This is a genomic window from Polaromonas sp. UBA4122, from assembly GCA_002381615.1.
Lineage (GTDB): Bacteria > Pseudomonadota > Gammaproteobacteria > Burkholderiales > Burkholderiaceae_C > Polaromonas.
The window spans coordinates 51967-76067 of record DFWY01000033.1; the positions used below are offsets into that span (position 1 = coordinate 51967).

The 24101-nt window shown below is 59.4% G+C and carries 23 protein-coding genes, 1 tRNA gene and 1 pseudogene; 14 read left to right on the forward strand and 11 right to left on the reverse strand.

Going from position 1 to position 24101, the window contains the following annotated elements; all coding sequences use genetic code 11:
• Positions 1-42: 42 nt before the first annotated feature.
• Positions 43-216, reverse strand: a complete 174-nt coding sequence (locus tag B3F77_RS04655; protein ID WP_293603829.1) for a rubredoxin — start codon at positions 214-216, stop codon at positions 43-45.
• Positions 217-298: 82 nt separating this feature from the next.
• Between B3F77_RS04655 and thiD the strand changes: the two genes are divergently transcribed.
• Both thiD and hemL read left to right on the forward strand, forming a co-directional pair.
• Positions 299-1264 carry a bifunctional hydroxymethylpyrimidine kinase/phosphomethylpyrimidine kinase gene (thiD, locus tag B3F77_RS04660; protein ID WP_293603830.1) on the forward strand — a complete coding sequence of 322 codons (966 nt, stop codon included), beginning with the start codon at positions 299-301 and terminating at the stop codon, positions 1262-1264.
• Entirely contained in the window at positions 1245-2576 is a 1332-nt protein-coding gene (gene hemL, locus B3F77_RS04665) for a glutamate-1-semialdehyde 2,1-aminomutase (protein ID WP_293603831.1), read from the forward strand. The genes thiD and hemL overlap by 20 nt, the downstream gene beginning before the upstream one ends.
• Before the next feature lie 167 nt (positions 2577-2743).
• On the opposite strand, the gene purH is transcribed toward hemL, so the two are convergent.
• From purH to dusB, 3 genes are all read right to left on the reverse strand, one after another.
• A complete protein-coding gene (gene purH, locus B3F77_RS04670; RefSeq protein ID WP_293603918.1) occupies positions 2744-4333 on the reverse strand; it encodes a bifunctional phosphoribosylaminoimidazolecarboxamide formyltransferase/IMP cyclohydrolase in 1590 nt (529 codons plus the stop codon).
• Positions 4334-4435: 102 nt separating this feature from the next.
• Positions 4436-4672 carry a Fis family transcriptional regulator gene (locus B3F77_RS04675; protein WP_293603832.1) on the reverse strand — a complete coding sequence of 79 codons (237 nt, stop codon included), beginning with the start codon at positions 4670-4672 and terminating at the stop codon, positions 4436-4438.
• Positions 4669-5769: a tRNA dihydrouridine synthase DusB gene (dusB, locus tag B3F77_RS04680; protein WP_293603833.1), complete on the reverse strand. Its 1101-nt coding sequence runs from the start codon at positions 5767-5769 to the stop codon at positions 4669-4671. Before dusB ends, B3F77_RS04675 begins: the two co-directional genes overlap by 4 nt.
• Before the next feature lie 155 nt (positions 5770-5924).
• Between dusB and B3F77_RS04685 the strand changes: the two genes are divergently transcribed.
• Entirely contained in the window at positions 5925-6407 is a 483-nt protein-coding gene (locus tag B3F77_RS04685; protein ID WP_293603834.1) for a YqaA family protein, read from the forward strand.
• On the opposite strand, the gene B3F77_RS04690 is transcribed toward B3F77_RS04685, so the two are convergent.
• Together B3F77_RS04690 and ychF are read right to left on the reverse strand one after the other, a co-directional pair.
• Positions 6404-7153, reverse strand: coding sequence for an rRNA pseudouridine synthase (locus tag B3F77_RS04690; RefSeq protein ID WP_293603835.1), 750 nt, complete (start codon positions 7151-7153; stop codon positions 6404-6406). The genes B3F77_RS04685 and B3F77_RS04690 overlap by 4 nt on opposite strands.
• A gap of 145 nt (positions 7154-7298) precedes the next feature.
• A complete protein-coding gene (gene ychF / locus B3F77_RS04695; RefSeq protein WP_293603836.1) occupies positions 7299-8390 on the reverse strand; it encodes a redox-regulated ATPase YchF in 1092 nt (363 codons plus the stop codon).
• Between the two features lie 168 nt (positions 8391-8558).
• On the opposite strand from ychF, the gene B3F77_RS04700 reads away from it, so the two are divergent.
• Positions 8559-9185 (forward strand): integrase arm-type DNA-binding domain-containing protein, encoded by a 627-nt coding sequence (locus B3F77_RS04700; RefSeq protein ID WP_293603837.1) that lies wholly within the window; start codon positions 8559-8561, stop codon positions 9183-9185.
• A 688-nt stretch (positions 9186-9873) separates the two neighbouring features.
• Here the strand turns inward: B3F77_RS04700 and B3F77_RS04705 are convergent.
• The 5 genes and pseudogenes from B3F77_RS04705 to B3F77_RS04725 all read right to left on the reverse strand — a co-directional run bounded on the left by B3F77_RS04705 (position 9874) and on the right by B3F77_RS04725 (position 13697).
• The gene (locus B3F77_RS04705) at positions 9874-10875 is read right to left on the reverse strand and encodes a catalase family peroxidase (protein ID WP_293603838.1); all 1002 of its coding nucleotides are present in this window, start codon (positions 10873-10875) and stop codon (positions 9874-9876) included.
• Positions 10876-11085: 210 nt separating this feature from the next.
• Positions 11086-11442 carry a rhodanese-like domain-containing protein gene (locus B3F77_RS04710; RefSeq protein WP_293603839.1) on the reverse strand — a complete coding sequence of 119 codons (357 nt, stop codon included), beginning with the start codon at positions 11440-11442 and terminating at the stop codon, positions 11086-11088.
• 419 nt (positions 11443-11861) lie between these two features.
• Complete coding sequence (locus tag B3F77_RS04715; RefSeq protein WP_293603840.1) at positions 11862-12401, reverse strand: cytochrome c; 540 nt, start codon at positions 12399-12401, stop codon at positions 11862-11864.
• A 206-nt stretch (positions 12402-12607) separates the two neighbouring features.
• Positions 12608-12706 (reverse strand): annotated as a pseudogene (locus B3F77_RS04720) (GTPase); the annotation flags it as partial.
• Positions 12707-12770: 64 nt separating this feature from the next.
• Positions 12771-13697, reverse strand: a complete 927-nt coding sequence (locus B3F77_RS04725) for an MOSC domain-containing protein (protein WP_293603841.1) — start codon at positions 13695-13697, stop codon at positions 12771-12773.
• 125 nt (positions 13698-13822) lie between these two features.
• Here B3F77_RS04725 and B3F77_RS04730 point away from each other — a divergent pair, with 125 nt between their 5' ends.
• From B3F77_RS04730 to B3F77_RS04775, 10 genes are all read left to right on the forward strand, one after another.
• Complete coding sequence (locus tag B3F77_RS04730) at positions 13823-14968, forward strand: FAD-dependent monooxygenase (RefSeq protein WP_293603842.1); 1146 nt, start codon at positions 13823-13825, stop codon at positions 14966-14968.
• A gap of 37 nt (positions 14969-15005) precedes the next feature.
• Positions 15006-15725 carry a DsbC family protein gene (locus B3F77_RS04735; protein WP_293603843.1) on the forward strand — a complete coding sequence of 240 codons (720 nt, stop codon included), beginning with the start codon at positions 15006-15008 and terminating at the stop codon, positions 15723-15725.
• Between the two features lie 161 nt (positions 15726-15886).
• Complete coding sequence (locus tag B3F77_RS04740; protein WP_293603919.1) at positions 15887-17698, forward strand: M61 family metallopeptidase; 1812 nt, start codon at positions 15887-15889, stop codon at positions 17696-17698.
• Positions 17699-17732: 34 nt separating this feature from the next.
• A complete protein-coding gene (locus B3F77_RS04745) occupies positions 17733-18521 on the forward strand; it encodes an enoyl-CoA hydratase (RefSeq protein WP_293603844.1) in 789 nt (262 codons plus the stop codon).
• Positions 18522-18557: 36 nt separating this feature from the next.
• Positions 18558-18634: transfer RNA gene (locus B3F77_RS04750), tRNA-Met, on the forward strand.
• A gap of 71 nt (positions 18635-18705) precedes the next feature.
• Positions 18706-19161, forward strand: coding sequence for a hypothetical protein (locus B3F77_RS04755; protein ID WP_293603845.1), 456 nt, complete (start codon positions 18706-18708; stop codon positions 19159-19161).
• 80 nt (positions 19162-19241) lie between these two features.
• Positions 19242-20585: a tRNA (N6-isopentenyl adenosine(37)-C2)-methylthiotransferase MiaB gene (gene miaB, locus B3F77_RS04760; protein ID WP_293603846.1), complete on the forward strand. Its 1344-nt coding sequence runs from the start codon at positions 19242-19244 to the stop codon at positions 20583-20585.
• Between the two features lie 31 nt (positions 20586-20616).
• On the forward strand, positions 20617-22038 hold the full coding sequence (locus B3F77_RS04765) for a sensor histidine kinase (protein WP_293603847.1): 1422 nt from the start codon (positions 20617-20619) through the stop codon (positions 22036-22038).
• Positions 22022-22684 carry a hypothetical protein gene (locus tag B3F77_RS04770; protein WP_293603848.1) on the forward strand — a complete coding sequence of 221 codons (663 nt, stop codon included), beginning with the start codon at positions 22022-22024 and terminating at the stop codon, positions 22682-22684. The genes B3F77_RS04765 and B3F77_RS04770 overlap by 17 nt, the downstream gene beginning before the upstream one ends.
• Positions 22681-24069, forward strand: coding sequence for a sigma 54-interacting transcriptional regulator (locus B3F77_RS04775; protein WP_293603849.1), 1389 nt, complete (start codon positions 22681-22683; stop codon positions 24067-24069). Before B3F77_RS04770 ends, B3F77_RS04775 begins: the two co-directional genes overlap by 4 nt.
• Positions 24070-24101: the final 32 nt, after the last annotated feature.

Consider the following 24101-nt stretch of genomic DNA (forward strand, 5'->3'; position numbering starts at 1 on the left):
GGTAGTGCTGGGCTGCGACTGTTCAGGCAAGTGCCCAAACGCTTATAGCTGAACCATTTCGAAATCTTCTTTGCGCGCCCCACATTCCGGACAGGTCCAGTTCATGGGTACTTGAGCCCATGGCGTCCCCGCGGCAATGCCATGTTCGGGCGCACCAACAGCTTCGTCATAAATCCACCCACAAATTAAACACATCCACGTCATTGATTGAATCACAGCTTAAGTTGCCTTCGAATAGAATGCAACAATTGTATCGATGCGGCGTTGCTTATTCGCTTACAGGGCAAAATCGCAGCTTATGGCAAACCCCAATACCCTTCAACTGGAAAGTCGGCAACTCCAAGTCGAGGCCAGCGACGCGTCACCGGCATGTGTCATGACATTCAATGCCAACGACCCGAGCGGCGCGGGCGGCCTGACCGCTGATATCACGGCCATCGTATCGGCCGGTGCGCACGCGCTGGCTGTCGTGACCGGTGCCTACGTGCGCGACACGGCCGAAATTTTCGACCACTTTTCGTTTGACGAAGAAGCCGTGACCGACCAGGCGCGTCACGCGCTGGAAGACATGCCGGTCTCGGCCATCAAGGTGGGTTTTGTAGGCAGCCCGGAAAACATAAGTACCATTGCCGAAATCGCATCGGATTACGCAGAGGTACCGCTTGTCGCTTACATGCCCAGCCTTTCCTGGTGGGATGAAAGCGAGATTGACAGCTACCTCGATGCCTTTCGCGAGTTGATGCTGCCACAGACCACCGTATTGGTCGGCAACCACAGCAGCCTGTGGCGCTGGTTGCTACCCGACTGGTCTGGCGAGCGCAGCCCTTCGGCCCGGGACATTGCCAAGGCCGCCGCCGATCTGGGCGTGCCCTACACGCTGGTCACCGGTATTCCGCTGCCCGATCAGTTCATTGACAACGTGCTGGCCACGCCGCAAACCGTGCTGTACAGCGAAAAATTCGAGCGCTTTGAGGCCACTTTTTCCGGCGCAGGGGAAACGCTGTCTGCCGCCCTGACGGCCTTGCTGGCCAACGGCCATGACCTGCAGGCGGCTACCGCGGAAGCGTTGACCTATCTGGACCACAGCCTGGATGCCGGTTTTCACCCCGGCATGGGCAACATCGTGCCTGACCGCCTGTTTTGGGCGCAAACCGATGTCGACGCTGAAGAATCCGACGATGAAGCGGGCGACACATACGGTGATGCCTCGCTGACTTTGAATCATCCTTTTGACCTACCTCCCAATGGAACCACTAAACATTAAGTCCGCTACAAACCCTAGTATGTCCCGAAACACCGCCCTGTTTGAGCGGGCCAAAAAACTGATTCCCGGCGGCGTCAATTCGCCGGTTCGCGCCTTCAAGGCGGTGGGCGGCACGCCGCGCTTTGTGCAGCGCGCGCAGGGCGCCTACTTTTGGGACGCGGACGGCCAGCGCTATATCGACTATATCGGCTCCTGGGGGCCGATGATTCTGGGACACGGGCATCCGGCGGTGGTTGAAGCCGTCCAGAAAGCCGTGCTCGAAGGGTTCTCCTACGGTGCGCCAACCGAGCGCGAAGTGGAACTGGCCGAAGAAATCGTGCGTCTGGTGCCTTCCCTCGAAATGGTGCGGCTGGTGAGCTCGGGCACGGAAGCCGCCATGAGCGCGATCCGGCTGGCGCGCGGTGCGACCGGGCGCAGCAAAATCGTCAAGTTCGAAGGCTGCTACCACGGGCATTCCGACGCCTTGCTGGTGAAAGCCGGCTCGGGCCTGGCCACTTTCGGCAGCCCGACCAGTGCCGGCGTGCCGCCTGAGGTGGTGCAGCACACCCTGGTGCTGGAATACAACCATTTGGCCCAGCTTGAAGAAGCCTTTGCCCTGTATGGCAGCGAGGTGGCCTGCCTGATCATTGAGCCGATTTGCGGCAACATGAATTTTGTGCGCGCCAGCGTTCCTTTCATGAAACGCTGCCGCGAGCTCTGCACCCAGTACGGCGCGCTGCTGGTGTTTGACGAAGTGATGACCGGCTTTCGCGTGGCCCTCGGCGGCGCGCAAAGCGTTTATGCCCACAGCATTCCCGGCTTCAAGCCCGACATGACAGTGATGGGCAAGGTGATTGGTGGCGGCATGCCGCTGGCCGCCTTTGGTGGAACCCGCGCGGTGATGGAGCAACTGGCGCCTTTGGGGGCGGTCTACCAGGCGGGTACGCTGTCGGGCAACCCGGTGGCGACCGCCTGCGGTCTGGCCACCCTGCACGAAGTCCAGAAACCGGGGTTTTACGAAGCGTTAGGCGCGCGCACGCGCAGCCTGGTCGAGGGACTGACGCAAGCCGCCAACAAAGCCGGCGTGCCTTTTTGCGGCGACAGCGAAGGCGGTATGTTCGGCTTTTTCCTGCTCGAACAACTCCCGCAAAACTACCCTGCCGTCATGCGAACGGACAGCGCGGCGTTTAACCGCTTTTTTCATGCCATGCTGGACCGCGGCGTGTACTATGCCCCAGCACTCTATGAGGCCGGCTTCGTCAGTTCGGCGCACTCTGCTGCGGATATTGAAGCCACGGTGGACGCCGCTGCGCAGTTTTTTGCCGATCACTGAGCCGCCAGTCAGTCAGCCAGCATCCGGCTCCCGGGTCACCCGGAATGCCGTGAAATGCTATAAATTAAATAGCTGCTCGCATCCATCCCCTAAGGGTTTGGCACTGTTTTTAATCATGAAAACGTCCGGAAGCATGCAACATGCCTCCGGACCCTGCCCACCTGCCGTCAATGTCTAAAATGCCGAACGCCGGTCAACACCATGACCACCTCACGCTCGTTGGCGGCGGCAATCACTTCGTCATCACGGATGCTGCCGCCCGGCTGGATCACGCAGGTCGCGCCCGCATCCACCACCACGTCAAGGCCATCGCGAAAGGGGAAGAAAGCGTCACTGGCCACCGCCGTGCCTTGCAGCGACAGGCCAGCGTGCTGGGCCTTGATGCTGGCAATGCGGGCCGAGTCCAGGCGGCTCATCTGCCCTGCGCCCACGCCCATGGTCATGCCATTGGCGCAAAACACGATGGCGTTGGACTTGACGTACTTGGCGACCTTCCAGGCAAACAGCATATCTTGCAACTGGGCTGATGTGGGCTGCAATTTACTGACCACTTTCAGGTCCGCCAGCGCGAGTTCGCGGTTGTCTGCGGTTTGCATCAGCAAGCCCGAGCCCACGCGTTTGATGTCCATCAAATTGCGGCCTTGCTTCCAGGCAGTGTCGCCACCCGGCGGCAGATCAATCTGCAGAATCCGTACATTGACCTTGGTCTTGAACACTTCCAGCGCCTCGGGCGTGAAGGCAGGCGCCATCAGCACTTCCACAAATTGCTTGGCAATTTGTAGCGCTACGCGCTCGTCGAGTGGGCAGTTCAGGGCAATGATGCCGCCAAAAGCCGATGTCGGGTCGGTTTTGAAGGCCTTGCTGTAAGCCTCCAGCGCATCCGCCCCGGTGGCCACACCGCAGGGGTTGGCGTGTTTGAGGATGACGCAGGCCGCACCGTCTTGCTTCGGATCAAAGCTCCTGACGCACTCCCAGGCTGCGTCGGCATCGGCGATGTTGTTGTAAGACAGCTCTTTGCCCTGCAGCTGCTTGGCCGTGACCAGCGAACCCGGTGCGGGGTGCAGGTCGCGGTACCACGCGGCCTGCTGGTGCGAGTTTTCGCCATAGCGCAGGTCTTGCAGTTTGATGAAGCGGCCATTGGATTGACCCGGAAACTGTGCATGACTGCCGTCAGGCTGGATGCTGGAGAGGTAGTCGCTGATCGCACCGTCGTATTGGCTGATGCGGTTGAAGGCGGCGACAGACAGGGAAAATTTGGTCGTATCCGTCAGCTTGCCGTCGGCCTTGAGCTCATCGAGTACTCCTGCGTACTGCGACGCATCGGTCAGCACGCCCACATCTTTCCAGTTCTTGGCCGCCGAGCGCACCATGGCCGGGCCGCCGATGTCGATGTTTTCGATCGCGTCTTCCAGCGTGCAGCCGGGCTTGGCCACCGTCGCTTCAAACGGGTAGAGATTGACCACCAGCAAATCGATGGTGTCGATCTGGTGGCGCTGAAGGGCGGCCATGTGCTCGGGCAGGTCGCGTCGTGCCAGCAGCCCGCCGTGCACCTTGGGGTGCAGGGTTTTGACGCGGCCATCGAGCATTTCCGGGAAGCCCGTGAGTTCCGCCACCTCGGTCACGGGCAGGCCAGCGTCCGCCAGCAATTTGGCCGTGCCCCCCGTGGAAAGCAGCTTGATGCCTAGCGCATGCAGGGCCTGCGCGAATTCGAGGATGCCGGTCTTGTCGGATACGGAAATCAATGCATTCATGTGAATCATTTCAGGGGCGGCGGGCGGGGTTGCGTTCATTTTTGTCTTTTCAAAAAATTGCAGGTTCGAAGAAGCCCGAACGGCGAGTGGAGAGAACGGGCTATGGAATTATTTGATGAGCTTGTGATCAACCAGTTTTTTGCGCAGGGTGTTGCGGTTCAGGCCCAGCCATTCGGCGGCGCGCGACTGGTTTTGCTCGGCATGTTCCATGACCACTTCCAGCAGGGGTTTTTCAACCACGCGGACCATCATGTCGTACATGCCATCGGGGTCGGTCCCGCGCAGGTCCTTGAAATAGCCTTCCAGGCTGGTGCGTACGCACTCTTCTATGTGTTTCTTGCTCATGCAGCAGCTTCCTCCTGATTTTTATCCTTGTCCATCCATACCTGCACGGGCCCGCCCCGGCTGTCTTTTCTCGGCCCCATTTCCGTATCTGTGTCTGTGTCTGCCGGGATACGGTCCATCCGCTCACCCAGGCCTTCAAAAAAATCACCGACGGCCTGCAGCTGCGCTTCGCAGTCTTCTAGCAGGTTTATCTGCGAACGAAACGCTTCACCGCCTGGCAAGGTCTTCACATACCAGCCGATGTGCTTGCGCGCCATGCGTACGCCGGTGTACTCGCCATACAGAGCGTAGTGGTCCAGCAAATGATCGAGCAGCAGGCGTTTGACTTCAGCCACCAGCGGCGGCGCCAGGTGCGTGCCGGTGGCCATGAAATGCGCCACCTCGCGGAAAATCCAGGGCCGTCCCTGCGCCGCGCGGCCAATCATCACGGCATCGGCACCGGTGTAAGCGAGCACATCACGGGCCTTTTCGGGGCTGTTGATGTCGCCGTTGGCCACCACCGGAATGCGCAGCGCTGCCTTCACCGCGGCGATCGTGTCGTATTCGGCAAATCCCTTGTAACCCTGCTCACGCGTGCGGCCATGCACGGTGACCATCTGCACCCCGGCGCCTTCAGCTGCGCGCGCAATCGTCACCGCATTTTTGTGACCTTGGGCCCAGCCTGTGCGCATTTTGAGCGTAACGGGAACGTTGTGCGGCGCGCAGGCCGCGACCACCGCCTCCACAATCTGCAGCGCCAGCGTCTCGTCCTGCATCAGGGCGGACCCGGCCCACTTGTTGCATACCTTCTTGGCCGGGCAACCCATGTTGATGTCGATGATTTGCGCGCCGCGATCCACGTTATACGCCGCGGCTTCAGCCATCATTTGTGCGTCGGTGCCGGCAATCTGCACCGCAATCGGCGCGGTTTCGCCTTCATGGTTGGCACGGCGCGAGGTCTTCAGGGTGTCCCACAAATCGCGACGCGAAGTCACCATTTCGCTGACCGCATAACCCGCCCCCAGCTTTTTGCACAGCTGGCGGAACGGCCGATCCGTCACACCAGCCATGGGCGCGACAAACAGCTTGTTTGTCAAAGCGTAGGGACCGATGTTCATGAAAAGTGGGGGGAGTTCTGGTTGCCGAAAAGCGAGCCATGATTGTAACTGCCCGAAATTTCAGCAATTGAAATTTGCCTGCTGAGGTGCACATCCTGCTGACAGGGCGTGCCCTGCAGCGTTGCCTATACTTGGCCCTTTATGCTCGGACACCTATGGAAGCCTGGATCCACCACCTTTTAGATCTGCTGGCCTTGCCAGAATTTGGTCTGAGCACGGTGTTTGTGGTGTCCTTCATCTCCGCGACCCTGCTGCCGCTGGGTTCCGAACCCGTGGTGTTCGGGCTTGTCAAACTCAACCCCGCCCTGTTCTGGTCGACAATTCTGGTGGCCAGCGCCGGCAATACGCTGGGCGGTGCATTGGACTGGTGGATGGGTTATGGCGCGCACAAGGTGGTGAACAAGTACGCGCATTCATCGCACCATGGTCGCGCCATCCGATGGCTGGAAAAACTGGGACCCAAAGCCTGCCTGCTGGCCTGGCTGCCGTTGGTGGGAGACCCACTGTGCGCCGTGGCGGGCTGGCTCAAGTTTCCCTTCTGGCCCTGCCTGGCCTACATGGCGATCGGCAAATTTGCGCGCTATTTTTTGATGACGGGCAGTTTGATTTGGGCTTTTCCGGGCGGCTTGGGAAGCTAGAACCGCTCGTGCGGCAGCAAGTAGCGCCACTGGCCGGGCTGCAGTTGGCTCATGGGCACGCGGCCCACGCGTATGCGCTTCATGGACTGCACCTTGAGCCCCACGCTTTCGCACATGTAGGCGATCTGCCCGGGTATCTCGCCCTTGAGGGCAAAACGCAGCCGCGCCTCACTCTGCCAGCTCACCTTGGCTGGCGGCAACAGCACGCCCTTGAAGGTAAAGCCATGGTCAATGCGGTTAAGGCGCTCCAATCCACCGGCTTTGATCTCGCCCGTAACCTCGACCAGCACTTCATGCTCCAGAACGCTGGCATCTTCCCGGAGCTTGCGCGCCACGCGCCAATCCTGGGTCAATACCACCAGGCCGCTGGCAGCAGTAGCCAGCGGTGTCACCAGTTCTGACCCGGAAAAATGTTTTTTGAGCGGGCGGATGCCCGAACGGTCGCTGGGCGACTGGGTGGCGGCCGACAGCAGTTGGGCTGCAGGGACGGCTTTGCTGTCTGCAGCACCGCCCAAGCCGGCCTCGTAGCCCGCGGGCTTGTGCAGCAACAAGGTCACCGGCGTCAGCGCCAGCACGCTGGCATCTGCGGACAGCTCAATGGTCTGATTCTGTACCCGGAATTGAGGTTCCTCTACCACCACGCCATCGACCGTGACCCAGCCGCCTTCGATGTACTGCTCGGCCTCCCGGCGTGAGCAGGATCGCATCTCGGCGAGGCGTTTGGCGAGGCGTACCGGTTCGGTCATTGCAGCGTGTGTCCTGGTGAGTCCGGTTGAAATGAAAACTGACCGCTATTAAATAAATAGCTGCTTACGCCCATATCTATTGGGATACAGGCCAAAAATTCTTATAAAAACAAAACTGTACCGGCATTCGCCCGGCACGGCCCGATCATGAACTGAACAGGAAGTTCATCACATCGCCATCCTTGACGATGTAATCCTTGCCTTCACTGCGCATCTTGCCGGCGTCTTTGGCGCCCTGCTCGCCCTTGAAGGTGATGAAATCCTCATAGGCGATGGTCTGGGCACGGATGTAGCCCTTCTCGAAATCGGTGTGGATGACACCTGCCGCCTGCGGGCCGGTGTCGCCCACATGGATGGTCCAGGCGCGCACTTCTTTCACACCGGCCGTAAAGTAGGTTTGCAGGCCCAGCAGCTTGTAGGCGGCCACGATCAGACGGTTCAAGCCAGGCTCGTCCTGGCCGATTTCGGCGAGGAACATTTTCTTGTCTTCCTCCTCCATGTCGGCCATTTCGGCTTCGATCTTGGCGCAGATCGCCACCACCGGCGCGTTTTGGGCTTTAGCGTAGGCCGTCAGACGGTCAAGAAAAGGATTGTTCTCAAAGCCATCTTCGGCCACGTTGGCCACGAACATGGCGGGCTTGGCGGTAATCAGGAAAAACTGTGTCAACAGCGGCAGCTCTTCCTTGCTGAACGCCAAGGTACGCACGGGTTTAGCCTCGTTCAGTGCAGCCTGGCATTTTTCCAGAATCGCCACCAACTTGATGGACTCCTTGTCGCCCGAGCGCGCGGCCTTGGTCACCCGGTGCAAGGCCTTTTCAACCGCCTGCAGATCAGCCAGGCACAACTCGGTCTGGATCACCTCCATGTCGGAGATCGGATCGACCTTGCCGGCGACGTGGATCACGTTGTCGTCTTCAAAGCAGCGCACCACATTGACAATGGCGTCGGTCTCGCGGATGTGCGCCAGAAACTTGTTGCCCAGGCCCTCACCGGTGCTGGCACCGGCCACCAAACCGGCAATGTCCACGAACTCGACAATCGCGCGTTGCACCTTTTGTGGCTTGACGATGTCCGAGAGCGCATCCAGCCGTGCGTCAGGCACCTCCACGATGCCCACATTGGGCTCGATGGTACAAAAAGGATAGTTTTCCGCCGCGATCCCCGCTTTGGTCAACGCGTTGAACAGGGTGGATTTTCCGACGTTAGGCAAGCCTACGATGCCGCACTTCAAACTCATGACAAAAACCTTAGAAATCAATGCACTATCGAACCCAATGTGGGCATCGTGGAAGTGCCAGACCCGCGAATGGCGCGAAATCGTGAACAACAGAGCAAACCGATCCAAAACCTGCACTAGCGCAAAGTTTTGTCCTCGTTTTGTCCTGGGGGAATAATGTCAATTGTAATGATTAGCGAGTCCCTGCTACTCAGGACCACCGCCACTGACGGTCGAATTCTGCGGGATCGGGTGCTCAGTGGCTTTGGCGTGCGCCTGAACGCACGCAAGCGCACCTTCCTGATTGCCACAAGCGTTTCAGGGGAACAGTTCCGAATGATGCTGGGTTACTGGCCTCTGATGACCGTGGATGAAGCTCGTTCGCGGGCCATGGATGTCTTGCGGCAGTGCCGCAACGGTGAACGGCCCAGTCGCAGGGTGGCGCCCAACGTGCCTACCCTGCGGGAAGCCTGCGAGGCGTATTGCAAGGCCAAGAGCATCAAACCGTCAAGCCAACGTCGGTATGAATCCATCTTCAGAACTCACTTTGGGACTTGGCTTGACCGCCCGGTGAGTGATTTTGGGTATGCAGAGTTTGCCGAGCATTGCCACACGTTTGCACAATCCAAAGGTGCTGCGCTGGTCGAGGTCGGCCGGGGTCTGGTTGGAGCGTTGATCAAATTCGTCAATGCGGTTCACAGTCTGGATCTGAAAACGCCATTTACCAAGCTGGCAGCCGCAGGGCTGTTGATCGTCTGGCTTCAACCCCTTACAGCGACGTTCCAGAATCTCCCGCATCAAGGGCGTGATGGGTAACGAATGCGGGCGCCCGTTCTTGGTCACAGGAACCACCAGGACGCCCCCAGCAAGGTCAATCCGACCCCGGCATAGCCCTTCTTTGCCCTCATTGCGTCGCAAGCCCGTGTAGAGCGACAGGTAACCCATCAATTTTTGCGTGCGTTTCATAAAAAATATTAATTTGATTGATGTGAGTGTTAACCCTAGTATTGCCCCAGTTCGCAAGACATTGCTTGCTCAATTTTTTAAAGGAAACATTCATGACAAACGCTGTTCTCGCCTATACATTTTTCGGGTCTAGCCTTGTGCCGTTCGCTAATGCGATCAAGCAAATATTCAAACGCGACGTAGCAGATGGTGACTCGTCATATGGTCAGTACATCTGGGGGCTGTAATTCAGGTTCAGCCGCTACGTTCTAGGCAAAGGCTTGACCCATTTCCACCAACGACCGTTGAGGTGGCTTGGCGGGGGATTCCGAGCCGTCGCTGCATCTCGACCTGGATTTTCACCAGCCCATCCCGAACATCCCCAAAGTCCAACCCCACATAGTGCCGGTGCAGCACATCCGTCTTGGGTGCCGTGTGGTTCAGGATTCTGCGCAGCACCGCAGAGCTAATTCCCGTCACTCAGTTGAACCACCGAACATCAAAGCCCCAAAGGGCGGATGTATGAGAAGTGATTTACTTCGCGTCGAAATGCATGCCTTTAAAGCCCGCCGAGCCGCTTGGCAAAAGAGAACGCATAGGCCGGGGATCGAAACAAAAGGATCGGATCATTCGTCGGCGCGATACCGTCACCCATCACCAAGGGATCAAAGTTGATTTTTTCGCATTCGGCGCCCTTCTGCGGCATTGCCGAGGAAATGGTCAGCGTACCTGCTTTGATTTGCCTGCGGCTCTCGGGCCAAGCTAGCGTCGGATTGTCTTCAGGATCACCCGGCTCGCCAATTGAGACCATCATGTTCCAGCGCGCAGGCCCCTGCTTGGCCCGATTGATCAGCGCTTGCTCAAGGAAATTCGCAGGCGCCGATTTAAGCTCATCATCGGTAAGCCGTTTCACGCCATCCTGCGGCACGAAACGCCAGCGCACGAGCGTAGTCTTGTTTTCTCGATTAATGAACTTGAAGGTGTGAATGCCAAAGAAGGCGCTGTTGGCGTAGCTGGCAGGAGGGTTGTTGTTCGCCAAATACTCCGTCTGTGCCAAGTTGTCAGGATGGCTCGCCTTGAAAGCCTTGATCTTTTCCGGGTCGGGCTTGCCCGTTGCGGGATCAGGTTTCGTTGCGACCATCAGGTCGAGAAAGGTTCGAGGTTGCATGGCGCCGAAGATCGGCGTATTCAGCATCGTCATGTGCTGCAGGCCACCATCAGACAGTTTGAACTGCAGAGCCATGCCACGGGCGCTCTTCGCCGTATCAGGCGCCTTGGGATTACCGCCGGCCAAAGAAAAACGGGCAATGACTGGAATGCTCTTGCCCGAAAAAAGCCCTGATTTTGAATAAGCTGCAGCCTCTGGTGATCCGACGAACTCACCTTGCGCACAAGTGCCCTTGGTGTGATTACGTCGTTCGCCAGGTGTCACCCCGAAGGTGCCCTCAATCGCGGTGACCACCTGATCAGCGGTCACCTCATCTTGCGCGGCCATGCCCAACGGAGCGCTGAGTGCCAATACGCCGGCGAGCATCCATTTAGGAGATTTGTTGATCTGCATTTTCATTCCTGGCGATTGTTGAGATTTGAGTGAGTTACTTCTTCAGGATAAATGTTCAATCCTTCCCTCGTGAAGAGAGATAACCCTGTATCAAGTACCGCTCGGGATTACTGCGGCCGACTTTTCGGCGCCATTCTCCTATGATGGCCTCAAGTTGAGCTTCCCCCCAGTTTCCCGGACACATTCAATGACCACCCTTCCCAAAGAAGATTAGTCCAAAAACTTGCTCCAGGTTCCGATGTTATAAACCTTCCGGTAGCCCTTCTTCCTTAGCATTAGTTTTGCCATTCCACTTCGTGTTCCGCTAGCACAGCAGAGAACAACCGGGGAGGACTTGGGTATCTCACCGAGTCTGCTTCCCAATTCCTGAAGGGGGATGTTAATTGTTCCAGGAGCATTCCCATTTGCGAACTCCCCAGCTGATCTAACGTCGACAAAGATTGCGCCGTTCTTCTTAAGTTCTGGCAGCATAGCAATGACTCTTTTTGAATTCCACCACTTGTACGCAAACCAAAGAACCAGAGCCATGAATGGCCAATACTTTTCAAAAAGACCCAGAAAATCCATATAACTCCTTGGTAGACCGAATGGATGAAGTAGCGGAGGATAAGCTGTTGGCGCCGATCCACTTTTGACCCATGTGCCGGGATTCGGCTGACCCATGCACCAGCCTTGCGAACGTTGCCAGCATTGCGATTGCAGGGATTTCGCTTGGGTCAGTCCATCGTCGGCACGTGGGTCAATTCTCGACTGGCCGCAACACTTCGGCCAAGTAGATACGAATTTACCCACACATAGAGCGCCAGCATAGCCGACATCGTGGCGACGGTCTCCTGTCCTAGCCTGGACAGCCAAGGTCGGGAAATGATGGAACAGTTTGAACGCACTGAACATTAAGCCGCCATGTGGCGGTGCGGGGTCGCTGGGCCAGATGCAGCGGGTGGTACAGACGGCTGACCTACATCAGGGATACAGCTCAGTCACCATCACTGAAGCCGATATACCGAATGACACGCGACGCACTGCTGAGTCACTCGGGACAGTGCAGCCAACGCCGCTTTTGAGTCACCTGTCTTTGCTGCTTCTGACGCGGCTGTTGCAAAATCGCTGGCCGCGCTGTGCATTGAGTATCCAATGTTACGCATACCTTCAGGCATGAACTGAGCCATCATTTGTTCCATGCTACCGGGCGTGGACATTTGTGGTTGACTTGTTCCCGCCGGTGCTTTGCATCCCTCAGCGGCAGGAGAATCAAGCCCCAACCTGTCTCCAGCTATCTTTGCGGCTTTGCCGAATTGCGCTTTGGAGATGGCATCCACGACTTCAGAGATGACTTGCAGATGATCGCGCATGTTGGAAAGCATATGCGCCTTCATCGGGGGAGGGAAATCTAGGAGCTGACGGCTATCGTTTGCCATCGCAGCCATATGCATTTTGTGATCCATCGTAGGCTGCAGATCAGTCTGAGCATGGGCATACCCAATTAGAGCGAAGGTGAAGATCGAGGCGATGGCGAGGCTACGCATAGAGGTTTTCCAAACTTGACAATCGTGTGAACGCATGGCGATGTGAGTCCCAATGAATAGCCGACAAATCTGCGCCACTCTCCTATCATGGCCCGCACCCGCTGATGATTATTTCAGCGGCAATTTTGTCCTGGCTTAGCTGCCGAACTTTTATGAACGCTCGGAAGTGCTTGAGGCCATTAGCTTTTTTAAATCGTCCAGCCTTGAGGATAGTTTTCCGCCGCGATCCCCGCTTTGGTCAACGCGTTGAACAGGGTGGATTTTCCGACGTTAGGCAAGCCTACGATGCCGCACTTCAAACTCATGACAAACCTTCAAAAACAGGGGAAGAAGTGTATTCGATACTCAATGGGTGAGGAATTTCACCCTTTAGAAACGAAAGTTAGCACCGACCGCCTGACCGACCTTAAGCAGGTGGTCGGTGCCGTGCAACACAATGGCATTCATGCCAAAAGTCACCGCACCATGGACGCGGGCATCCTGGCGATAAGTCTGCAGCATGTCGACGACCTCCGGGCTGCTGGTGGCCGTTGCCGGGTCGATATTGGGAATCGGGCAGCGTGGGCAGGGCTTGACGGGTTTGAGCTGCACCGCGCCTTGCGCTGTGGCGATCTGCAACAGATCGAGCCGGTCTTCGTCGTGCGCTGCCAGTTCGCTGCCGTCGCTCCCCTTAGCCTGATTACCCAGCACGATATTGGGCCGAAAACGCTCCATGCCCACCGCTGCGGCGCCTGCGGCTGTCAGCTTTTCATTGAGGTGGTCAAGAGAGGCTTCGCTGATGACCAGCAGGGAATAACCGTCACTGAACTGGTTGAGCGCTTCAAACCCTGCAGTCCACTTCGGACTTGAGATTCTTTTGTGTTCAGGGTCAAAGCGCACCAGGCGCGCCTTGGTGCCCAGAAAATCGGTGAACCATTGGGCGGCGATGGCACCCATGTCAAAGGCTGGCACTTCATCGTCCCAGACGCGCACACGCATCGGCGCTTCAACTGCATCCAGCGCGATGTGCAGGGCCAGCATGCCGGGGGCGCGCAGCACCATTTCGTAGTGCTTGAGTTGCGGCTTGATCAGCGCCATGCGCGGCAGCTCGCGCTGCGTGAGGAATTCACCTTGCGCGTCCACCACCATCCAGGCGCGGTCAAATTCCAGCCCGGTCTCGGTCAGGAGGGCCTCTTGCACCTGAACTCCGGCGCAGGACTTGACCGGATACACATAAAGCCGCGAAATCACCGCGGACAGATCCGAAGGCGCATCAGAGAAGGCGTCGATCAATGTGTCATTCAATGAAGCGCTCATTTTTTTATCAATTCCTTGTGAATGCAGGGGTGAATCAGGGATGAATGTGTGGGCCGATGCCTGGCCCGGGTGAACAGCCATACCCCCTCAAAACACCAATTTTGCACTGCCTTCTAAAATGGGGCATGTCCAAGACCTTTGATGTTTGTATTCGTGGCGATGGCGTGGTGGGCCGCACACTGGCCTTGCTGCTGGCGCGCGAGCGCCTGCGCGTGGCTCTGGTCACCCGGCCCCACAACGCGCACGCCGTACCGGCCGCTGCCGATGTGCCTACCGACGTACGTGCCTATGCCCTGAACAGCGCTTCCCGGGCGGTGCTGGAGACCCTGCGGGCCTGGCCCGAAGCGCCTTTTGTCACTCCTGTGCTTGAGATGCAGGTCTGGGGCGACGAGGGCGGCAGGCTGGATTTCACGGCGCAAAGCGTGGCCCAGCCGGCACTGGCCTGGATTGTGGATGTGCCCGCCCTGGAGAAGCAACTGATCCAGGCGGTTCGCTACCAGCCGCACATTGAGACCGTGGCGCTACCGGCCAAAGCCGCGCTCAGCGTGATTTGCGAAGGCCAGAAAAGCAGTAGCCGAGATGAATTCGGCCTCAATCGGTCGGTCAACTGGACCGTCAAACCCTATCCGCAAAAAGCCATTGCGGCCCGGCTGGAATCCAGCAAACCGCATGGGGGCATCGCCCGCCAATGGTTTTCCAACGGCGACATCCTGGCTCTTTTGCCCTTGTCCGGCGCGGACGGGAACTCTGTGGCGCTGGTCTGGTCAGTCTCTGTGGAGCGTGCCAGTGCGCTGGAAGCACTGCCACCGGAAGAATTTTGTGCCGCCCTGCAAGCCGTTTATGGCGAGGAAGTTGGCCAGGAAGTCGGCGCTTTGCGGTTAACAAGCGAACGGACCAGCTGGCCGCTTGCGCTGTCCAACGCCGAGCATTGGGTCGGGCCGGGCTGGGCACTGGCCGGGGATGCCGCGCACACCGTGCATCCGCTGTCCGGGCAGGGCCTGAACCTGGGCCTGGCCGATGCGGTGTGCCTCGCCGAGGTGATTGCACAGCGTGAATACTGGCGTGGGCTGGGCGATGAAAAGCTGCTGCGCCGCTTTGAGCGGGCGCGCAAAGCCGACGTGGCCGCCATGGGTGCGGTCACCGATGGGCTGCACAACCTCTTTGCGCAGACCGGTGGCCCGTGGCAGGCTTTGCGCAACTGGGGCATGAAAGGGTTTGCCCGCAGCGACCTTCTCAAGCGCTGGGTGGCGCGCCAGGCTGCAGGGCTATGAGTTGTTGGAAAAGTTGTTGGAAAAACCAGGAATGAAAATGAAACTACTGAAACCGATCGTCCTGCTCAGCCTGTTGGCCTGCAGCTTGGGCGCTGCGTTTGCGCAGGAAGCGGCCATACGCAAAAACCTGGCAGAAAGGTTGCCAGCCCTCTCGAAGATCGACGAAGTCAGCAAAACGCCGATGAATGGCCTGTATGAGATTCGCGTTAATGGCAGCGATATTTTTTATACCGATGCCGAAGGTAACTTTCTGATCCAGGGCCACCTGATTGACACCAGGGCTAAACGCAACCTGACCGAAGAGCGCGTTGAAAAACTCAGCGCGATCGACTTTGCCGCCCTGCCCTTCAAAGATGCGTTTACCGTGGTGCGCGGCAATGGCAAACGCAAGCTGGCTGTATTTGAAGACCCCAACTGCACTTATTGCAAGCGCTTTGAAAGTGACTTACAGAAAGTTAACGACGTGACGATTCACACGTTTCTTATTCCCATCCTGAGCCCGGACTCCGTCGACAAGGCCAGGAACATCTGGTGCGCCAAAGACAAGGGCAAGGCTTGGCTCGACTGGATGGTTCGCGAACAGCCGGCCGCCAAGGCCAGCTGCGACACGGCCGCGCTGGAGCGCAACCTGGACTTCAGCAGGAAACACAAGATCACCGGCACACCGACGGTGTTTTTTGCCGACGGTTCACGTGTCCCCGGCGCCATCAGCGCCCAGCAGGTCGAGAAATTGCTGGCCAGCGCCAAAGCCCAGTAGCCAACGGCAACGCGGCATATTTTTATTAAATTAGCCGTCCAGACCATACAGGACGGTCGCTACAAGCTCCTTTTTTTATAGCAAAACCAGGGCACTGTTTCGACACCAGACGGCCAGCCTTGGCCGATGCTGCGGCAGGCCTGGAGTATTCTTTGTCCAAGATGCCAGGCCCTACCCGAAACACCCCCACCCCCCTTCACTACCGCATCGAGATCGGCGGGCTGCACGCCCATCTGTTTCACGTCACCCTGACGATTGCGCAGCCTGCGGCGCTGCAGCGGGTCTCATTACCGGTATGGATACCGGGCAGCTACCTGGTCCGCGAATTTTCCAAAAACCTGCAGGGCTTGCAGGCCCACCAGGGCGCCCGTACGCCGGTTCCTTTTGAGCAACTGGACAAATGCAGCTGGCAAATCCAGTGCTCTCCCGCCAAAGCACTGGTGCTGAGCTACGAGGTCCATGCCCATGACCACTCCGTGCGCACCGCCTGGCTGGATGCCCACCGCGGCTTTTTCAACGGCACCAGCCTGTGCCTCAAGGTGGAAGGCCAGGAAAAATCGCCACATACGCTGGAGCTGCCAGCCCCCAAAGCCATCACCGGACTCAGCGGATGGTCGGTGGCGACCGGTTTGGCTGCCGAGAAAATCAACAAGCAGGGTTTTGGCACCTATGCGGCGGCCGATTACGACGAGTTGGTTGACTGCCCCGTGGAAATGGGCCCGTTCTGGAGCGGCACCTTTAGCGCGCGGGGTGTCCCGCACCGCTTTGTGGTGGCCGGTGCCGCCGCCACCTTCGACGGTGCCCGGCTGCTGGCCGACACCCAGAAGATTTGCGAGACGGAAATCCGCTTCTGGCATGGCCACAAAAAACCGCCCTATAAAAATTACCTGTTCATGCTCAATGCCGTGGACGACGGCTATGGCGGGCTGGAGCACCGCAACTCCACCGCGCTGATCTGCCACCGCAAAGACCTGCCGCGCATCGGTGAGTCCAAAACTGCCGAGGGCTACACCACGCTGCGCGGCCTCATCAGCCACGAGTATTTCCACACCTGGAACGTCAAGCGCCTGCGTCCTGCGGAGTTTGAAAGCTACCGCTACGAGCGCGAAAACTATACAGAACTGCTGTGGTTCTTTGAGGGCTTCACCAGTTATTACGACGACCTGTTGCTGCGCCGCGCCGGGCTGCTGGACAACGCGGGCTATTTGAAACTACTCAACAAAACCATCAACCAGGTCATGCAGACGCCGGGGCGGCTGGTGCAGTCGGTGGCCCAGGCCAGCTTTGACGCCTGGGTGAAATACTACCGGCCCGATGAAAACACGCCCAACGCCACGGTGAGCTACTACACCAAGGGCGCGCTGGTGGCGCTGTGTTTTGACCTGACCTTGCGTAGCGAGGGGCGCGCTAGCCCTGGCGCAACGCTGGACGATGTGATGCGCGCCCTTTGGCTGCGCTGCAAGGCCGGCCCCCTGCGCGAGGCGGATGTGGCCGAGGCGCTCAAGGCAGCGGGACTCCGCTCATACGCGTCTGAGCTGGCGCGCTGGGTGCATGGCCGGGATCAGCTTCCGCTCAAGGAATTGCTGCAGCAGCACGGTGTGGCCGTGCTGGAAGAACCCGCACAGCTGGCGCATCGACTGGGCCTGCGCGTCAGCGAAAGCCAGGGCCTGCAGGTCAAAACCGTGTTGCGCGGCGGTATGGCCGAGCGTGCCGGTTTTGCGGCGGGCGATGAATGGCTGGGGCTGGAACCGGCCACCAAGGCCGAGGCCAGGCAGCTCGGCAGTGGCTGGCGCATGAGCCGACTCGACGACCTCCTGCTCTACGCCGGGATGGCCAAAAAAGTGATTGCCCTGGTGTCGCGCGACAAACGTCTGCTGCGGCTTGAGTTGACCCTGCCGCCCGCCCTCACGACCTGGCGTCTGGCGGTGCAGGATGCGGCGCTGGTGAACGAATGGCTGGCACCCAAAGACTGAGTTCATCGCTAAATTTATAGAAAAAGGACCTCCCGTGACCTACGAAATGATTGTGACCCGCACCGAAGGCCCGGATTCGCGCCAGGTGGCCATCGTGACGCTGAACCGGCCCAAGCAGCTCAATGCGCTCAATGACCAGCTCATGGATGAACTGGGCCGCGCGCTCAAGGCCTTTGCCGCCGATGACAGCGTCGGCTGCATCGTGCTGACCGGTAGCGAAAAGGCCTTTGCCGCCGGTGCCGATATTGGTGCCATGGCGAACTACAGCTTTGCCGACGTCTACAACAACGACTTCATTACCCGCAACTGGGAGCAAATCCGAAGCATCCGCAAACCGGTGATTGCCGCAGTCAGCGGTTTTGCGCTGGGCGGCGGCTGCGAATTGGCCATGATGTGCGACTTCATCATTGCCGCCGACAACGCTAAGTTTGGCCAGCCGGAAATCAAACTGGGCATTATTCCTGGCGCCGGCGGCACGCAGCGCCTGCCCCGCGCCGTCGGCAAAGCCAAGGCCATGGACATGGCCCTGACAGGCCGCATGATGGATGCCGCCGAGGCTGAACGCGTGGGCCTGGTGAGCCGCGTGGTGCCGCTGGACAAGCTGATGGACGAAGCGATGGGCGCAGCCTTGACCATTTGCAGCTACGGCCAGCCCAGCCTCATGGCAGCCAAGGAGGCCGTCAACCGGGCGTTTGAAGGGGGCTTAAGCGATGGCGTGATGTTCGAGCGGCGCCTGTTTCATGCGCTGTTTGCTACCCAGGACCAGAAAGAAGGCATGGAGGCATTTGTGAATAAACGCAAGCCCGCGTTCAAGCATCGCTGACGCAGTGCTTGCAAGTCGCTATAATATTGGTCGCGCGGTGATATAGCTCAGTTGGTTAGAGCGCAGCATTCATAATGCTGATGTCGGTGGTTCAAGTCCACCTATCACCACCACCGATATCTTAAGAGCCTCAGAGGTATTTACCTCTGAGGCTTTGTTAATTCACAGCCTCTGGACACATACCATGAACCGCTGCGCACCCCGCCTGATGGCCGCCCTGATATTGCTGGCAGCATCGATCAGCTTTTTAAGCTCTCCTGCCGCTGCCCAAACCGGCGAGGTCACACCCAACGTCAGGCCATTCCCCAAAGCGGCCCTGCGCGGCGAAATGGTGGTGCTCGCACCGCCCGTAATTTCCATGGACGGCAAGCCCGATTGGCTCTCCGTGGGCTCGCGCATATACGACGCCAACAACCACCTGGTGCTGTCGGGCGCACTGGTCAACCAGAAACTGGTGGTGAACTACCTGCGCGAGAACAACGGCCAGGTGCATCAGGTCTGGATACTCAACAGCGAAGAGGCCCGTGAAAAGCGACGCGGTGCCACAGACACTGTTTTCAACTTCAACACCGGTTCCACGGCAACGCCCACCGATGACGGTAAAACTTCCTACGGACAGTCGCCGGCCTACTTCCACTAGTATTTGCTTTTTTTAAGCATAAAACAGGCATTTAGCCCTTTATTGGCAGGCGTTAGAAGCTATCAATTACATAGCAAATAATGAGTAAAAAAGTCTTCATAAAAACCTTCGGCTGCCAGATGAACGAGTACGACTCGGACAAGATGTCTGACGTGCTGAATGCCGCTGAGGGTTACGAGCCCACGCAGAACATGGACGAAGCCGACCTGATCCTGTTCAACACCTGCTCGGTGCGCGAGAAGGCGCAGGAGAAAGTGTTCAGCGACCTGGGCCGCGTCAAGCATTTGAAGGCAAAAGGCGTGCTGATCGGCGTGGGCGGCTGCGTCGCCAGCCAGGAAGGCGCCGCCATCATCCAGCGAGCGCCGTACGTTGACGTGGTGTTCGGCCCCCAGACGCTGCACCGCCTGCCGGAACTGCTCGCCAGACGCGCCCGGCTGGGCAAGCCGCAGGTCGACATCAGCTTTCCCGAAATTGAAAAATTTGACCACTTGCCGCCGGCCCGCGTGGAAGGTGCCAGCGCCTTCGTCAGCATCATGGAAGGCTGCTCCAAGTACTGCAGTTACTGCGTGGTGCCCTACACGCGGGGCGAAGAAGTCTCGCGGCCCTTTGAAGATGTGCTGGTCGAAGTCGCCGGCCTGGCCGATCAGGGCGTCAAGGAAGTCACGCTGCTGGGACAAAACGTCAATGCCTACCGCGGCCCCATGGGCGGAACCGCAGAGATTGCCGACTTTGCCACGCTGCTGGAGTACGTGTCCGACATCCCGGGCATTGAACGCATCCGCTATGTGACCAGCCACCCCAACGAGTTCACGCAAAGCCTGATCGACGCCTATGGCAAGCTGCCCAAGCTGGTCAATCACCTGCACCTGCCGGTGCAGCATGGCTCGGACCGCATCCTCATGGCCATGAAGCGCGGCTACACCGCTATGGAATACAAAAGCACCATTCGCAAACTGCGCGCGATCCGCCCCGACCTGGCCATGAGCAGCGATTTCATTGTGGGCTTTCCCGGCGAAACCGAAGACGATTTCAACAAGATGATGAAGCTGATCGACGAGATCGGATACGACACCTCTTTCAGCTTCATCTTCAGCCCGCGGCCCGGCACGCCCGCCGCCAATCTGGCGGACGGCACGCCGCACGAAGTCAAGCTCAAGCGCCTGCAACAACTGCAAGCCACGATTGACGACAGCGTGCGCGCCATCAGCGCCAGCCGTCTGGGCACGGTGCAGCGCATTCTGGTCGAAGGCGCGTCGCGCAAAGATCCGACCGAGCTGATGGGCCGCACGGAATGCAACCGCGTAGTCAATTTCAAGGGCCAGTCGCGGCTGATCGGCCAGATGCTGGACATCACGATCACGCAAGCCACCCAGCGTTCGCTGCGGGGCGAAGTCCTGACCCGCGACACCGCCGTGCCAGCCTGAGGCCGCATCGTTGCTCAAGCGTCCCACCCGAATGCTGCAGCGATTTTCGTTCCGGCAACTGCTGGTCATCGCCTTCCTGCTGATTGCCGCTTTGCTGGGTGCCGCTTCGCTGCGCGCCCTATTCACGCTTGAAGACCTCACGCTGCAAAGCCGCGACAACGCGGCCCGCGCGCTCGAACTCAGCGGAGCGGCCCAGTCGCTGAGCGAGCGCAGCGTCTCGATGGAGCGCACCTCGCGGCAGTCGGTCGTGCTCGATGATCGCGTCCTTGGCAAGCGCTTTGGCGATGAGGCCCGCGAGGCCACGGACATCCTGGCCAGCCTGGCTGCGGAAGGCATACCCAGCGCCAAAGCGCGACAGTGGCGCGCTCACCTGCAAACCATTGGCAGCCTGCTTGCTGGCCCGCCCGATACCGCGCTCGACCGGGAACGCCAGCTGGCGCAGGCGTTTCGCGAACTGGAAGGGGTCAATGCCGCCATTGCGGTGCAGGTGCAGCAAACCATCCAGCAGCGCAACAAATCGTTGGAAGGCAAGCTGGAAGCCAGCCGCAAACACCTGGCACAGCAGGTGACCTGGGCCATCGTGCTGGCCGTTGCCATGGCGCTGGCTTTCGGTGTCTGGTTCACCTTGCCCCTGAAGCGTCTGGAAAATGCCATTGTGGGCCTCGGCGAAAACCGGCTGGATCAGGTGATTGCGATTCAGGGTCCGGCCGATCTGGCACTGGTAGGCCAGCGACTGAACTGGCTGCGCCTGCGGCTGGTGGAACTCGATGCCGACAAATCCCGGTTTCTACGCCACATTTCGCACGAACTCAAAACACCGCTGGCGTCGCTGCGTGAAGGGGTGTCGCTGCTGGAAGATGGCGTGGCCGGCACCCTGAGCAATGACCAGCGCGAAATTGCACAAATTCTCAGGCACAACACCGGCGTATTGCAGGGCCAGATTGAAGACCTGCTACGCTTCAATACGGCGGCGTTCGAGGCCCGCCAACTGCACCGGCAGAACGTTGATCTATTGCAACTCATAGAAGATCAGGTCGACGCGCAACGGCTGCAATGGCGCGCACGGGAACTGTCGGTCACGGTCATAGGCGAGCCGCTCAAAATGGAGGTGGACCCCGAGAAAATCGGTACCGCGCTGGCCAACCTGCTGTCCAACGCCATTCGCTATTCACCGCTCAGAGGCCTGATTCGCCTGGAGTTGATCCGACTGCCAGGCCTTGCGCGCATTGACATTCACGACCAGGGAATAGGCGTGGCCCTGGCCGACCGCGAACGGATTTTTGAACCCTTTTACCGTGGCGAGCGCCAGCCGGCCGACGTGGTTCGCGGCAGCGGCATCGGGCTGTCCATCGTGCACGAGTACATCGCCGCGCACGGCGGACGCATAGCGCTGCTGCCGGACCAACCTGGTGCACACTTCAGAATTGAGCTTCCTCATGTTTTTAAAAACTGAATTTATCTCGCCCCGCACCTACCGCTGCCTGCTGGCTTCGGTGGCTGTGGCCGTGCTGGCAGCCTGCAGCACCAGCCCGTCCAGCAAGAGCGCTGAAGTAGCAGCGGGCCGGATGACGGCGCCCTCTTCTGTCGCCTACGACGGCACCGGCCGGCCCAGCGCTGGCCAGCCAACACCTCAGGCCAACACAGCTGCATCGCCAGCGACTGACGCCACCCTGCGCATGCTGGCCTATGCGGACCGGGTACGTTTGATGCTCCCTGCAGAGCTAAGCCAGGAGATGACGCGGCTAGGTGAGGTGTCAGCCCCTGCCGAGCAGCTTCAGCTGTCACTGGTGCTGAGCCAGCTGCGTCAGTTGCCTGAACTGATACGTGCGCAAGAGCTGCTGGCCCGCGTGCTCGGCAATGACGACGCCCAGGCATTGCATCCGCTGGCCCGCTTGCTGGCCGCGCGTTATGGCGAGCAGCGCCGCCTCGAAGAACAACTTGAAAAGCAAACCCAGCAGGTGCGCGACCTGCAGCGCAGGATGGACCAGACCAATGAAAGACTGGAGGCGCTCAAGGCCATTGAACGCAGCCTGACGAGCCGGCCCCCCGCTGCGTCGTCCTCGTCTCCGCTTAACCGTGCCCGCCCCCCAGCGCCATGACCGACAATTCCACGCCGGACTCCCCCCACCTGCTGGTCGTTGATGACGACGCCGACATGCTGCGCCTGCTGACCATGCGGCTCACGGCGGCGGGTTACCGTGTGACCGCGGTCACCTCCGCGGAGGCGGCCCTGACCCAGCTTCATATCGAGCGGCCTCAATTGGTACTCAGCGACGTCCGGCTTCCCGGCAAGGACGGCTTGGGCCTGTTTGACGACATTCGCGCGCAGCACCCCTCGCTGCCCGTTATTTTGCTGACCGCGCACGGCACCATTCCCGATGCGGTCGAAGCCACCGAGCGAGGCGTGTTCACCTACCTGACCAAGCCTTTTGACGGCAAGGGCCTGATCGAGAAGATTGCACAGGCTTTGGCGCTGAGTGCGCCCGCCCATTCGGCCAAAAAGGGCAGCCCGGAAGCCTGGCAAACCCAGATCATCAGCCGGTCCAGTCGCATGGCCGAAACCCTGGCAGAGGCGCAGATGGTGGCGCAATCCGACGCCAGCGTGTTGCTGCGCGGTGAAAGCGGCACGGGCAAGGAATTGCTGGCCCAGGCGATTCACCAAGCCAGCGCGCGGGCCAGCAAGCCCTTCATTGCCGTGAACTGCGGCGCCATTCCCGAGGCCTTGCTCGAATCGGAATTGTTTGGCCACGTCAAAGGCGCCTTCACTGACGCGGTGGCGAGTCACAAGGGGCTTTTTCAGGCGGCGGACGGCGGCACTCTGCTGCTCGACGAAATCGGCGACATGCCGCTCGCGCTGCAGGTCAAGCTGCTGCGCGTGCTGCAGGAGCGGGAGGTCAGGCCTTTGGGCTCAAGCCAGTCGATTCCCGTGGATGTGCGCATCATCTCGGCCACGCACCGCGATCTGGATGCCGCAATGGCCGAGGGCCTGTTCCGTGCCGACCTGTACTACCGGCTCAACGTGGTCACACTGACGCTGCCGCCGCTGTCGGAGCGCCGCGAGGACATTCCCCTGCTGGCCAACCACTTCCTGCACCAGCTGGCCAGCAAGTACGACAAGCGCCTGAGTGGCTTCGCGCCCGAAGCCCTCAAAGCCCTGACCACTGCGGCCTGGCCGGGCAATGTGCGCCAGCTCTACAACGTGGTGGAACAGGTCTGCGCCCTGTCGACCACGCCGCTGGTGCCTCTGGCGCTGGTTCAGCGCGCCCTGCGCTCACCCAGCGTGCAGGTGCTCACCTTTGCCGAAGCCAAGCAGCGTTTTGAGCGCGACTACCTGGTGGGCCTGCTCAAGCTGACGGACGGCAATGTGGCCGACGCCGCCCGTCTGGCCGACCGGAACCGGACCGAGTTTTACCGCCTGATGCAAAAGCACGGCTTGACGCCAGGTCATTTCAAGCCAGACAGCCCCTCAACGACCTCCAGTTGAGTCGCTCTCAGGCGACAGGCTTAGACCCCTGA

Excerpts from the sequence above, each read along its gene's own strand:
- thiD (WP_293603830.1), top strand. The coding sequence starts at position 299 with ATGGCAAACCCCAATACCCTTCAACTGGAAAGTCGGCAACTCCAAGTC.
- hemL (WP_293603831.1), top strand. The coding sequence starts at position 1,245 with ATGGAACCACTAAACATTAAGTCCGCTACAAACCCTAGTATGTCCCGA.
- B3F77_RS04675 (WP_293603832.1), bottom strand. The coding sequence starts at position 4,672 with ATGAGCAAGAAACACATAGAAGAGTGCGTACGCACCAGCCTGGAAGGC.
- dusB (WP_293603833.1), bottom strand. The coding sequence starts at position 5,769 with ATGAACATCGGTCCCTACGCTTTGACAAACAAGCTGTTTGTCGCGCCC.
- B3F77_RS04685 (WP_293603834.1), top strand. The coding sequence starts at position 5,925 with ATGGAAGCCTGGATCCACCACCTTTTAGATCTGCTGGCCTTGCCAGAA.
- B3F77_RS04690 (WP_293603835.1), bottom strand. The coding sequence starts at position 7,153 with ATGACCGAACCGGTACGCCTCGCCAAACGCCTCGCCGAGATGCGATCC.
- ychF (WP_293603836.1), bottom strand. The coding sequence starts at position 8,390 with ATGAGTTTGAAGTGCGGCATCGTAGGCTTGCCTAACGTCGGAAAATCC.
- B3F77_RS04700 (WP_293603837.1), top strand. The coding sequence starts at position 8,559 with ATGATTAGCGAGTCCCTGCTACTCAGGACCACCGCCACTGACGGTCGA.
- B3F77_RS04705 (WP_293603838.1), bottom strand. The coding sequence starts at position 10,875 with ATGCAGATCAACAAATCTCCTAAATGGATGCTCGCCGGCGTATTGGCA.
- B3F77_RS04710 (WP_293603839.1), bottom strand. The coding sequence starts at position 11,442 with ATGGATTTTCTGGGTCTTTTTGAAAAGTATTGGCCATTCATGGCTCTG.
- B3F77_RS04715 (WP_293603840.1), bottom strand. The coding sequence starts at position 12,401 with ATGCGTAGCCTCGCCATCGCCTCGATCTTCACCTTCGCTCTAATTGGG.
- B3F77_RS04725 (WP_293603841.1), bottom strand. The coding sequence starts at position 13,697 with ATGAGCGCTTCATTGAATGACACATTGATCGACGCCTTCTCTGATGCG.
- B3F77_RS04730 (WP_293603842.1), top strand. The coding sequence starts at position 13,823 with ATGTCCAAGACCTTTGATGTTTGTATTCGTGGCGATGGCGTGGTGGGC.
- B3F77_RS04735 (WP_293603843.1), top strand. The coding sequence starts at position 15,006 with ATGAAACTACTGAAACCGATCGTCCTGCTCAGCCTGTTGGCCTGCAGC.
- B3F77_RS04740 (WP_293603919.1), top strand. The coding sequence starts at position 15,887 with ATGCCAGGCCCTACCCGAAACACCCCCACCCCCCTTCACTACCGCATC.
- B3F77_RS04755 (WP_293603845.1), top strand. The coding sequence starts at position 18,706 with ATGAACCGCTGCGCACCCCGCCTGATGGCCGCCCTGATATTGCTGGCA.
- miaB (WP_293603846.1), top strand. The coding sequence starts at position 19,242 with ATGAGTAAAAAAGTCTTCATAAAAACCTTCGGCTGCCAGATGAACGAG.
- B3F77_RS04765 (WP_293603847.1), top strand. The coding sequence starts at position 20,617 with ATGCTGCAGCGATTTTCGTTCCGGCAACTGCTGGTCATCGCCTTCCTG.
- B3F77_RS04770 (WP_293603848.1), top strand. The coding sequence starts at position 22,022 with ATGTTTTTAAAAACTGAATTTATCTCGCCCCGCACCTACCGCTGCCTG.
- B3F77_RS04775 (WP_293603849.1), top strand. The coding sequence starts at position 22,681 with ATGACCGACAATTCCACGCCGGACTCCCCCCACCTGCTGGTCGTTGAT.